The organism is Pseudoalteromonas sp. AWM4_233 (assembly GCF_056158285.1).
The window spans coordinates 3648258-3660535 of sequence record NZ_JBSWSZ010000001.1 but is presented as its reverse complement, the minus strand read 5'-3'; the positions used below and the strand labels follow the sequence as shown (position 1 = coordinate 3660535).

The window sequence follows — 12278 nt, the reverse complement described above, 5'->3', positions numbered from 1 at the left end:
AATTGCTGGGCTTTTTGATTTCAAAATACTAAAGCATAAGCTCTAGTGATTTTAATTTCGCTTCGTACATCCCAGTTTTTTCTTGAGAATCAGACATTTTGATGGCTTTTTCTAAAGCTTCTTTTGCGAGGTCATGATCATTTTGTAGATAGTGGGCCTTGGCTAATTCGAAGTAAGGTTCAGGTAGATAAGGGTGTTGTTCAATGATTTTATTTAGGATTTTCTTTGCTTTTCCAAAGTGTTTCTTTTCTAAGCTTTGTTTTGCAATTAGCAAGAAATCAAATGGCGTTTTGGCTGCTTTTTCAAGTTCTTCATTAAGTCTTTCAACTAAATCAGTATTACTCTGTTGAGCGGCTAAAAATCGATATGACGCAATGAGATTACTACTTGTTAAATTATGCTGTATAGCAAATTGAAAAAGCTGTTCAGCTGTTTTGGTGTCTCCTGCGCGGCGGTGCAAAATGGCTAATAGGTTAATTAGCTCAGGGTTTTTAGGTGTGAATTTTAGAGCTTCATTGATGAGTGAGTAACTTAAATCAAAGTGCTCATCTATTAGCGCATCTGTAGCCAAGTTAGAATAAAACTTAGACACAAGGTTTGAGTAAGTCGCATTGCCAAGATAAAACGTATTTTGTTGGGGGAAATAATCTACGACTGTGCCAGCTCTTAAAATTTGAATCCAATCCTTATCTTTTTCTTCTGACTCTTTGGGGGCATAAAGTTTAGTATTGAAGTGCGTAGAGACAATAAGAAGATCTTGTTCTTTTTTGAAAATAGGATATGTAGACACTTCTCTAAAGCCAGTCTCTACACCTGCGACGTTCGCGTAGGCTTGGGTTAAGATAGCTAGGCTAACACAGTTTCCTTGTTGTTTACTCTGAGACTCACTTGCAGTGAAGGTCTCTGCGTCATATGAGAAGTAACCCATAGTGCTGTCTAAGTATCTTTCAATAGCTTTGTCAGCTCTGAGCCCTTGTGAAATATATTCATTATACTCTGCCAGAAATTTCGACTTTTCAGCTTTTGGAAGTGCGAATATCTCTTCTTCACTAGGCACGGATATAAGCTTGAATAAATTAGGGTTTACAAGTGTTAGGGGAGAGGGGGTAGGTTCTTTTTCAGGTTTAGGTGCTGGCGTCGTGTTACACCCAGTAAAAATAAAAGTGATGAAAAGAAACATAATTAAATAACGCAAAATACAGCTCCTTGTTATCTGTCAATCTAGCTTTGCACTGCTCAATTTCTATTCTTACCTCGTATGCTTGTATTTGTAAAGTTATTCACTAAAATGCGCGCCCTCTTTTAATTATCAATAAAAATCAGTATTTTACATCGTGTTTTATTGGTGGTTACGCCTTTTTTACTTGTTCACAATATCGTTACAGGAGCCTGCGTTGTTCGACTACTTGCCGATCGTTTCATCCCTCATTTTAGTCTTTAGTTTTTGGCCTCTAATTAATAAAGTGCGCCGTAATCGCAGTGTGTCAGGGCTGTCACTGATGATGATGAGCTTTGGTGTGGCACAGAGTAGTTACTTTATTGCTTACAATTTGTTTTTTGACCGCTTGTTTATGGTGTTGCCATTTGTGGTGACCGGCGCCTTGAGTGCGCTGATCTTATATTACTTTGTGCGCTATAACTCAGATGAAAAGCAGCGTAGACAGTTGGCGGTGATGCTGCTGTGCTCGGTGCTGCCTTTTGGGCTGTTATTATTACCAAATACCGATGCGGCAAGTTTGTTAAATGGCCTAACCTATGTGGGTTTAGTGATGAGCTCAGTCAGAGTTATGCCCCAAACCTATAAAACCATTAAAAGTGGGGATGTGTCGAACTTGAGTGCTCGCTACTTTTCGCTGCAGTTCATTGCTGGTTTAACCGGATTGAGTGCAGAGTTACATATGACGCAAGTGAGCGTGGCACACGTGCTCACGTTTGTGATGATCTTACTCACCAATGCTGCGCAATTGGCTTGTATTCATTATTATCGCCGTCCTGTACTGGCTTAAATTTGCGCAGAATAAAGATCAAAGTGGCAAGCGTATTGTCACTTTTGCACCTTCTTGGTGGTTACTCAAAGAGAGTTCACCACCATGTCTCTCTATAATGTCTTGGCAGATAGCCAGACCAAGTCCATGTCCCGACGGTTTAGTTGTGTAAAGCGGTGTGAGTGCATTGCTTAAATTGGCAAAACCTGGGCCGTTATCGCAGACTGTGATCTGTTGCCAACTACCTATGACTTGATTTTGTATGGTGACTTTTGCGTCTGACTCGGCCGCTTCTTTGGCATTCTTTATTAAGTTAATCAGCACTTGTTCTATTTGTATTGCATCAGCAATTAAATTACTGGCGCCAGAGTAGTGTAATTCAACATTTTGCTCATCTGCACACGCTTGTACGATACTTTGTAAATCGAAGTGCTGAGCATGTGGCTCAGGTAACCGGCTAAGGGTAGCGTAACTCTTTATAAAGCTCAGCAGTGCCTCGCTGCGGCTTTTGACTCGAGTCAGAGCTTGGCGAGTTTGCGACTCAGGCAGTGGATCATATTCTAATAAAGTCTCTGCCATCGAACTCATGGGAGTCAGTGAATTAGTGAGTTCGTGGGATAATATGCGAATTAAATCGGCTTGGCTCTGGCGCTTGGCTTTTTGTAATTGCTCACCAATAAACAAGGCGCTTACCAGCGTGTAACCTTGCTCTTTAAGCTTAAATAATTGTAACTGCCATTGTTGATTGAAATCATCATGACAGACATTATTCTGCGAGATTTTAAAGCCTGTTTGAACCTGTGACATACCGGTGAGCAATGGCAGATTTACAGCCTGATGCATGCTGTGGTTAAAAAAGCATAGCTTTTGTTGTTCATCGAATACTGCAATCGGTGTTGGCCAGCTTTGCAGCAGTGAAAAAAACAGCGGCTGTTGCTGTGCTTCATCTTGATGAAATAAATTGCTCAGTTGCATACCGAGTTGCGCAATGGGGGCGCTGTGATCGGTAAAGTGTAAACTGAGATTGGTTTGCCCTTGTTGTTTAGCATCCACAAAGGCTTGTAGTTGTTTTATGGGCTCAAACCAAGCCAAATATATGCGGTACGCTATGTAGCTAAACAAATAAGCTAAGACAGAAAATACGCTGGCAGTGAGTAACACATCGCTGCTCCATGTATAAAGTAAAGTGCTGCTCAAAGTGAGTAATAGCAGTACACAAGCAGTTAAGAGCGCTTTTACTTTGAAAGTTTGAGTATGTCTCATGGCTTACTCAGGCAAATCGATTTGATATTTTTCTAAGCGACGATAAAGCGCATTACGTGAAATACCCAATACCTTGGCAGAGGCACTGATCTGCGACTCATTTACTGCTAGCACATCCAGAATACGCTGTTTTTCGAGTGCTTCTAAGGTCATTGCTGGCACTTCTGATGTTTGCTCTGAATGCGTCATTTCAATCAACAAGTCTTTATCATCAATGGACTCGTTTTGACAGATAAGCACTGCGCGTTCAAGGGTGTGGCTTAACTCTCTGACGTTGCCCGGCCAGTCATGCGAAAGTAGCCGTTGGCTGGCAGTTTGGTCGAGAGTCGGTCGAGTCTTATTATATTTCTGACTGTATTTATCAATAAAGTACTCGGCAAGAGGTAAAATATCAGCTTGTCTGGCTCGCAGTGGTGGCAAGGTAATAACAAAGGTATTCAGTCGATAATATAAGTCTTGACGAAATTGCTGATTAGCAATGGCTTGCGGAATATCCTGATTGGTTGCTGCAATTAAGCGCACATCAACTTTGCTTGGCGCACTCGCGCCCAGTGGCGTAAATTGTCCAGTTTCTAATACTTGCAATAATTTAGGCTGTAAATGAATGGGCAGCGCTCCTATTTCATCCATAAATAAGCTACCCGACTGGGCTTGGCTAAATGCCCCTAAACGGTCAGCCTTGGCATCGGTAAAAGCACCTTTTTGATGACCGAATAGCTCGCTTTCGAACAAGTTATCTGTGATGGCCGCCATATTTAAGTTGATCAGGGGAGCTTGGCGACGGTGGCTGAGTTGGTGAATACGTTGTGCAAGTTGTGATTTGCCTGTGCCGTTTTCACCCAGGATCAGTAAGTTCGCGTCTGTTTGTGCCAGTTGTTGAACCAATTGCTCAATTTGTTGCATTTTCTCAGAATGTGCCACCCAAGCTGAAGCGCTATCACTTTGTACTTTGGTAGGTTCAATATGCCGGGCGATCTGTGCTAATAAGGCGTCCTTGCGCCATGGCTTTTCAACAAAGTCTTTTGCGCCGAGTTGCATACCTTTTACCGCAAGTTCAATGTTTGCCCACGCGGTCATTAAGATGACCGGAATATTCAATGCTGTAAGCTTAGGCAGTAAGGCGAGGCCCTCTTGACCTGAAGTGGTGTCGCGAGAGAAGTTCATATCAAGCAAAATTAAGTCGGGGGTCAAACGCGTTAATACTTGTTGGCAGGCAAATGGGTTTTCGGCTTCAACAACACGGAAACCGGCTTGCTCGAGTAATAAACTGAGCGCGAAACGTATGTCGTCATGATCGTCGACAATTAAAATGCAGGGCTTTGATATGGGCATGAATATATGTACTTCTTTCTAGGGCGGCCACCATAGCCGCCCGGTCCATGATTCAGAGAATAGGTATTATAACTCTCTTAGAGCACGCATCGGGTCGGCATTGATAATACCCCAAACAACCCAAGTAATGGCTGAGAGTACGATAGCAAGCAAGGCAAAACCAAACAAGCCCAGTGCCGTCCAAGAAAGTGCTGGCAGACTACTGTGGTTTTGCTGCAGCACGCCATAGCCAATACTTGATAACGCAATGGCTATACCAGCAGCGATTAGTAATAAAGGCGTGATGCTTTGCAAAGTGCGCTTCAGTAATGATACACGAGTTGCCCCTGTTGCCATTCTGATGGCCAGTTCAAAACGTTTTAATTCACTAAAACCAACCGCCATGGCATTTGAGCCAACAAAGGCCAGTAACAAGGTTAATACGCATAAACCTGAAATAAAGTAAAAGCGAATGCGATCTTGTTCGATATGGTTGTCCCAAATTGATGCCAGTGAGTCAAACTGTAATTGTTTTACCTTTGGATGTGCACTTAGCATGGCGGTTTCAAGCTCTGACTGCTTGAACGTCTGTCCCTCAGGCAATTGCATTATGACGTAAAGACCAGCTTCTGCTGTATTCATAATGGGAGCCATTAAGGTTGGATAGCCACGGCCTTTATTAACAATACTATAATGGTCAGCTACAACACCGATAATTTGTAAAGTGCCTAATTGCTTGCCAATGGCTGATTCAATCGTACCATCCTGAGATAATTGCAATGCCAAAGGTTCATTAATAATCGCGACCTGTGCTAAAGAAGTTTGCTCCTCCGCTGTGATGTTACGACCTGCCAGAAGCTTTAAGCCAAACGCGTTTAAATAATCTGCGCCTACGTTCTTATACATATAAGTAATTTGTTCATTCGTATCGGCATCGAAGTTCATAGAAATCATCATGTTTGAACCAAATGGTTCACCTTGAGAATCGAGTATATTCAGCTGCGGCTGAATGCTTAATGCAGCAGATGATAAATGTGCTTTGATATCAAGGATTTCTAAGTTGCGGCGCTGTTGTTCCTCTGTTCTTTGTTGTTCTTCTGTCGGTAGCGGGGTATCTAACCCATCAAGGTCAACTTGCACCATCATGGTATTACCTGGCGTGAAGCCTAAATCGACGTTCACCTTGTTGTAAGTGGCTTCGGCTAAGAGGGCAGTACCTGTCATGATCAATGCGGCTGAGCTTAATTGAGCGATAAATAATGCTTTTGTCAGCGGGCTCATTTTGCCAGCATTCACCCCTTTGTTAGAGGTATTGATATGTTGATTCAGCGCCCTCGAGTCGCACTGAAATATGGCAGACAGAGAGAAAACAGCATTGATGATCAAGACAATGAAGATGGCCATACTCACAGTCACAAGATCTAAATTTACCAGTGAAAGCATTTCAATATTGCCACCGCTGATAATAGGCAGAGCGCGAATAAGCCAAGCACAGGCAAACAGGCCAACGAGTGCAGAGAGTAAGAACAGCGGTAGATTCTCTAAAAAGGCGATGATAAATAAGCGCTTTCTCGGAGAGCCGAGGCATAAGTGGGTGGCAAATTCTTGCTCGCGCTGTTGATAGTGAGACAAGAATAAGTTGAATAAGTTTAAGGTCGCCATGAATAGCAATGCAGACACTGAGATAAATAGAAAAACAATCAGTGTGTTTTGATCTTTCATTAAATGTGCGCGATAAAGCTCAACTTTGCTAGATGTGCCCATTTGCTCAAGCATATCTACATAAGTTGCTAACTCAGCCTCATACTTTGTGAATAAGTGCTGCCAAAATTGGGTGAGCATTTCTTCGGTAAATACTTGATTTTGCGTTTTAATAAACAGTTTATTTGAACCGCCAAAGCGATTTGAGGGGGCATCAGCTAAGTGACTCGCTAAATCAAAGAACTGCCACGTTTGCTGCGAAACGATATCATCCATACTATAAAACGAGCGAAAATCAGCGAATACCCCTCGAATAAGCAACTGGTTTCCTTCTAATTCTAATTGTCGACCGATCACATTTGAGCTGCTGGCAAAAGCGTTACGCCATAGACTCTCAGATATCCACACCGCACCCTCTTGATTGCTTAAGCTTGGCATTTCACCAACTAATAATGGCGTATTGGCGATCACCGTTTGAAAGTTATTTGAAGCAGTGAGCTTAGTAATGGCAAGGTTTTGATCGTTGACCTGTACAAAATTGGCGCGGGCATGCAAGGTTGCAACCTCACCAATCTGCTTATAATAATCTGCAAATTCAGCTGCTCCGTGGCGGTTAAATATTGAGATTTTAAAGTCTTCTGAGACCTGTACCTGCCTATCAACATGATAAATATTTTGCTCGTCTTTGATGTCTGGCAAAGGCTTAAAAATTAGATTGCTACTCATAGCAACGACTGTGAGTACGGCGGCTAAGGTTAAACTTAATGTTATTAGCACAGGCAGGGCTAATCTTGGTTTTGTGATCAGCCTTTGCACCCCATGTTTCAGCGCGCGTTGGTAAATACTCATGCTACCGCCTCCTGTTGCTCGACTAAGACTTTGCCATCAAATAAACGAATTTGGCGTTTCGCCATACGACTATAACGTTCGTCGTGTGTCACCATCACAATGGTGGTACCTTGGCGGTTGAGCTCTAATAACAGCTGCATCACGGCATCACCATTTTGACTGTCTAGGTTACCTGTTGGCTCATCCACCAGTAGCAGATCAGGTTCACCTACTAAAGCACGTGCAATCGCAACACGCTGCTGTTGTCCGCCAGAAAGCTGGCTTGGCGTGTGATCTAAGCGACCTGTCATATTAACGGCGGCAAGTTGTTTTTCTACGGCGGATTTAATGTCTTTTTTGCTCGCGCCACGATGTTCAAGGGGCAATGCCACGTTTTCGAATACAGTTAAGCTATCGATCAAATTAAATGACTGGAATACATAGCCAATATGCTTATTTCTGACTTGCGAACGCTGATCGACGTTGAGGTTTTTTGTGTCTATGTCTGCCAACACATACTGACCGTCAGATGCGGTATCAAGTAACCCTAAAATACTGAGTAATGTCGATTTACCACAGCCTGAAGGACCAGAAATAGCAATGAATTCGCCTTCTTGAATTTGTAACGACACATCTTGCAACGCATGCGTGTTTACTTGTCCTTGCTGATAGATTTTGTTGATGTTGTTAATGGTCACTAAAGTTTTCATGTGCGTTCCTTATAGTTTGTCGTTATCAAGCGCAAGCTGACTGAAATTATGCCACTGACTGAGATCAGATGTGATAACTATGTCACCGACTTTTAGGCCTGAGTGAATGAGAAGGTATTGCTCGCTCAGCTCACCAAAGCGAACTTGTGTTTGTGTAAGCTGCGCTTGCTGAGCTGTTTTTTTGTAAAGCGGTTGTGTGCCTAAAGGCGAGAGGCCCGGACGTTGTGCGATATAGAGCGCATTTTCAAGGTGTTCTAAAAACACTAAGGCATTAACTGGCTGTGCAGGGCGTAAGTTAGCCGGCGCGCCTTCAGCAAAGTGAACTTCGGCAATGATAAAGCCGTTTTCAACTACTGAACCGAGTTGTTGCACAGTGCCTGAAAATGTCCCTTGTGGATGTTTTAAGTTAACTTGCGCCCCCAGTTGTACGCGTTCAGCAAGACGTTGGGGAATATTAATGCGCGCCATTAACTGAGACTTAGAGCCAACACGTGCCATGGCCTGACCTTGAGATACGCGCTGCCCAAGTTCAATATCGAGCTGCTGTAAAGTGCCTTCGATGCCTGCTGTGACGGTGAGGTTTGCCACTTTATCGGCAATGAGTGTCACTTGTTTTTGCTGTTGATTAAGCTGTATTTGTTGTTGCTCAAGTTCAAGTTTGTGCATTTCTTGCTGCTTTTCGAAACGATATTGCGCGAACTGCAATCGTTTTTGCAGTTGCGATAAACGTAGCTCAGCACGTTCTAACTCTATTTTGGCGGCGATCCCTTGTTGCGCGAGTCGCTGGTTTACATCTACATCGAGTTGTGCAGCCTGAATTTGGCTTTGCATATCGGCCAGATCGGCTTGAAAGTTCAGTTGTTCGTTTTGCTTTTGTAACTTAAATGCCGCGAATTCTGAGTGCATACGCTCTAGCTGTGATTGGCTTTCAAAGAGTTGTTGGTCAAGATCTGGATTACTTAACTTTGCGATGATGCTGGTTGGCGTTACTTCTGCACCTGCGCGTATAAAGATTTCTGTAACCTGTGCGGTTTCGGGCGCACTGATCAAGCGCTCGTACCGTGAAGCATATTCTCCGAGTACAGGAATTTTAATATCAAGCGGGCCTTGTTGAACTGTGGCTGTTTCGAGTTCAGCGGCTCTTAAAGTCGGTATTGACGGGCTATTTAGCCAGAAAACGAGTAATGCAAAAGTCATTAAACCGGCGGTTAGCCAAATATATTTATGTTGTTTAGGTTTGTGCTGAGTGGTGGTCGAAATATCCATGTAAAACCTGCATATAAGTAACGATGCTAAGGATTAAGGAAGTCTTGTGCCAAAAATTAAAATCATTAATTATCAATCTCTTGTGGTTTTTTGTGAGTGGTTTTTAGGTGACGTATGTGCGGTAACGAACAAGGGTGTTCGATTTCGGGCAACTCTGACTTAATAGTTGGGTATTTACACCTTGTTGCATTTTAAATTGATTATGATTTTCGAATATTGGGACTAACCGCTATATTAGGATGAGTTAAATTATTACCAAGGTTGGGGTGAAATGTTCGTGTTGATAAAGACCTTACTTTTTAAATTGTTTAAACAGCAGGCCAGCAAAAAAGTGGCGGGTATTGTAGTTGAAAAAGCGATGCAACAAGGCATGGCATATATGGCGAAACGCGGCGAGCAGACAGAAGATGACACTATGTTGCTTGCTGCGGCGTTAAACAGCTTGGCCAATAAAGGGCTAGAAGACGGCGTTTATCCACTTGAGTGTGGGCAAAAGCGTTTTAATGTGACCATTCGAAATCAAGGTATTGTGGCTATTCAGCCGATTGAAGCCAGTAAAATGTAGTTGTTCAAGACATAGATTACTTAGAACAGATAAATAAAAAGGCCAGCATAAACTTCGCTGGCCTTTTAACATCACAATGCAAACTGAGTAATTAAGCGTCTAATGCCTTCTCGATTAAGCGCTTAATGTAAGCATGATGTGCTTTAGTGGCTGTGTCAGCGCCCCAAGGTGCACTCATGTCATTAATTTGTTGTAACTGATATAACGCTGCTGCTTTAGCAAGGTTGTCATATCGGCTTGGTTTACCAAGGCCTGCAGCTTTGATTAAGCGGTTTACATATTCAACCTGTAGGTTTTGGCTGAATGTGCTTACTGCTTTGCTCTTCACAAAAATGCCAGCGGTTAAATCAGTCATAAAGTCGTTTAACGCGTACTCATTACCGTATAGCGCCGTGTCAGATAAACGCTGTAACACATTTGGGTGTAACAGTTGGTTTAGCACTGATTTCTGCATGCCTAAGACCATTTTGTGCGCTTTCGGATCTTCGTTCTTACCATAGTGGTTGAAGCCACGACGCTGTTGCTGCATGTAGTTATACAGAGGCTGCATGTTTGCCAATACGTTTGGTGCAAATACATTGTCAGTAAGTGCTTGCATCGCTTCTTTTTGACGCGCTAGAGGTACCGGTGTGAATGGTTTTACATCATCAGCCGTGCCTACAACGTTACGTTCTACATATACGCCACCAATTTGACGAGAGATCACGTCAGCTTGGCGCTTATATTGGCCGAATAGTACATTTGCTGAGGTTAACAGCTGCTGGTGTGATTCGCCTTGTACACGTGCTGTATCAGTTAGCTTGCCTAGTAGGCTGTCGATAAGCTCCATGCGATCAACACCATAAGCCACTGGGTTAGATGATAAGTCACCTATCATCACACGCGGATCAATATGACGACCTGGTGCACGCATATCGTCTGCGTCATTACCGAATGTTAGTTTTGGATCGTTTGAGCGAGATAGAATTGCTTCAAGGCGTTTATCTTCTGCATCAGCCGTGCTTGCTGCAACGCTGTAGCCGTATTCAATTGCCCAATCATCGTAAGGACCCGGGCGAGTTTGGAAGATATCGCCTTGCTTTTTACCAAGTGGTGCAATGTTCGCTGGTGCATAATCCATCACTGAACCAGTCACGATACCTTGTGTTAGGTTCTTATCATGTACTTCGTTTTCATCCCAGATGATAGACGACTTCATGTTGTGGTTAAGACCTAGCGTGTGACCCACTTCGTGTAAAATAAGTTGCACAAGGGCCTGGCGAAGCATTTCTTTACGCTCGATATCGCTGCCCGTTGATAGGCTGGCTGTCATCATTTCGCCTTGTAGCTCATGACCTAATGAACAGTTCATCGCATCATGTTCGCCTAAATCGGCATTGCTGTGGCTCATTGCACCTTGGCTATAAAGTGTGTCGTAGATCCAACGGTTCTTCATAAACACATACTCAAGCATGATGTCTGAACCTAAGATCTCGCCCGTTAATGGGTGCGCAAGTGCAGGACCGTAACCGCCGAAAGGAGGGCGAGGTGATGATGTCCAACGTAGCACATTGTAGTTAATGTCCCCGGCATCCCAATCTGCATCATCAGGTTGCACTTTTACAACTAATGCGTTTTTGAAACCGATTTTCTCGAATGCACTGTTCCAAGCCAATACGCCGTCACGGACTGTGTCACGCCATTCAACTGGCGTGGTGTTTTCAATCCACCACACAATTGGCTCTACAGGCTCAGATAATTCAGCACTTGGATCTTTTTTCACTAAGTCCCAACGCTTGATCACGTCATTGTAAGGTGTCCAATCAGGAGATGTCATCACGTCGAATTGATTTGTGAAGTAACCAATACGCGCGTCGTCTTTACGTGGCTGATAATCGTTTTTAGGTAACGCAACAAAGCTGTGTTGAACTTTGACAGACACAGAACGTGGATCTGTTACTGCAGCAGAACCACGCACACTTGGGTTCGGGTTGCTAAACACATAATCAACAACAATGTCTAAATTGTTTGAATATGGACGCTGTTTGATGATGCGAGATTTCTTGCTATCCAGCTTGCCCACGTTAAAGCGTTTGCTGGCATTTTTATCACCAGCACGCTTCCAAGGTGATACCTTGTGTAGTGATTCACTTAAGAAGATTTTGTCGGCTTTAAATGCAATCTTGCCATCTTCTTGTTTTTCAATTTTTACACTCGCCAGTACCGCTTCACTGATGTTTGCTTCGCTTGCACGTGCTAGTGCAGTGTTTTCTTCAAACTGGTAGCGTGGTGTTTTGCTGATGATATCGATGCGGTTGAAATGCTGTCTAAATTCAATCAGTTTAGTTTCGCGGTAGCTACCACGAACATGACCAGCATCCGTTACACCGTCAACGGTATGTGCAAAATACACAAAAGGGGTGTTTAATTGGCTTTCTTCTAAAACCAATAAGTGCTCACCTGTTTTCTTATCTTGGTAAAGCTCAAATACGCCTTTGAATGCGGTTTTGTTTTCAATCAGACTGGCAATGGTCTTTTCTTTTTTATCTTCTTTTTTCTTATCGGCAGCAATGGCTGCTTGGCTAGCAAAAGTCAGTGCTAGCGCAATTGAAAGGGCAGTTTTTTTCATAAGTACGCTTGTTAATTTTTCTTTGGATTTTTTAGTGTACC

The 12278-nt window shown here is 43.1% G+C and carries 9 protein-coding genes; 2 read left to right on the top strand and 7 right to left on the bottom strand.

What is annotated here, in order from left to right; all coding sequences use genetic code 11:
• Positions 1–28 precede the first annotated feature (28 nt).
• Positions 29–1195: a tetratricopeptide repeat protein gene (locus tag ACXAC4_RS16650; protein ID WP_475163547.1), complete on the bottom strand. Its 1167-nt coding sequence runs from the start codon at positions 1193–1195 to the stop codon at positions 29–31.
• Positions 1196–1394: 199 nt separating this feature from the next.
• Here ACXAC4_RS16650 and ACXAC4_RS16645 point away from each other — a divergent pair, with 199 nt between their 5' ends.
• A complete protein-coding gene (locus ACXAC4_RS16645; protein WP_475163545.1) occupies positions 1395–2006 on the top strand; it encodes a hypothetical protein in 612 nt (203 codons plus the stop codon).
• Between the two features lie 18 nt (positions 2007–2024).
• Here ACXAC4_RS16645 and ACXAC4_RS16640 read toward each other — a convergent pair whose 3' ends face one another.
• The 5 genes from ACXAC4_RS16640 to ACXAC4_RS16620 form a co-directional block, all read right to left on the bottom strand.
• Positions 2025–3248 (bottom strand): sensor histidine kinase, encoded by a 1224-nt coding sequence (locus ACXAC4_RS16640; RefSeq protein ID WP_475163543.1) that lies wholly within the window; start codon positions 3246–3248, stop codon positions 2025–2027.
• Positions 3249–3251: 3 nt separating this feature from the next.
• Positions 3252–4580 (bottom strand): sigma-54-dependent transcriptional regulator, encoded by a 1329-nt coding sequence (locus tag ACXAC4_RS16635; RefSeq protein WP_475163541.1) that lies wholly within the window; start codon positions 4578–4580, stop codon positions 3252–3254.
• 66 nt (positions 4581–4646) lie between these two features.
• Entirely contained in the window at positions 4647–7109 is a 2463-nt protein-coding gene (locus tag ACXAC4_RS16630; RefSeq protein ID WP_475163539.1) for an ABC transporter permease, read from the bottom strand.
• Positions 7106–7798, bottom strand: coding sequence for an ABC transporter ATP-binding protein (locus ACXAC4_RS16625; protein ID WP_475163536.1), 693 nt, complete (start codon positions 7796–7798; stop codon positions 7106–7108). Before ACXAC4_RS16625 ends, ACXAC4_RS16630 begins: the two co-directional genes overlap by 4 nt.
• 9 nt (positions 7799–7807) lie before the next feature.
• Positions 7808–9064: an HlyD family secretion protein gene (locus ACXAC4_RS16620; RefSeq protein ID WP_475163533.1), complete on the bottom strand. Its 1257-nt coding sequence runs from the start codon at positions 9062–9064 to the stop codon at positions 7808–7810.
• A gap of 271 nt (positions 9065–9335) precedes the next feature.
• Between ACXAC4_RS16620 and ACXAC4_RS16615 the strand changes: the two genes are divergently transcribed.
• Positions 9336–9629 (top strand): hypothetical protein, encoded by a 294-nt coding sequence (locus ACXAC4_RS16615; RefSeq protein ID WP_130255394.1) that lies wholly within the window; start codon positions 9336–9338, stop codon positions 9627–9629.
• Positions 9630–9720: 91 nt separating this feature from the next.
• On the opposite strand, the gene ACXAC4_RS16610 is transcribed toward ACXAC4_RS16615, so the two are convergent.
• Entirely contained in the window at positions 9721–12237 is a 2517-nt protein-coding gene (locus ACXAC4_RS16610; RefSeq protein WP_475163529.1) for a zinc-dependent metalloprotease, read from the bottom strand.
• Positions 12238–12278: the final 41 nt, after the last annotated feature.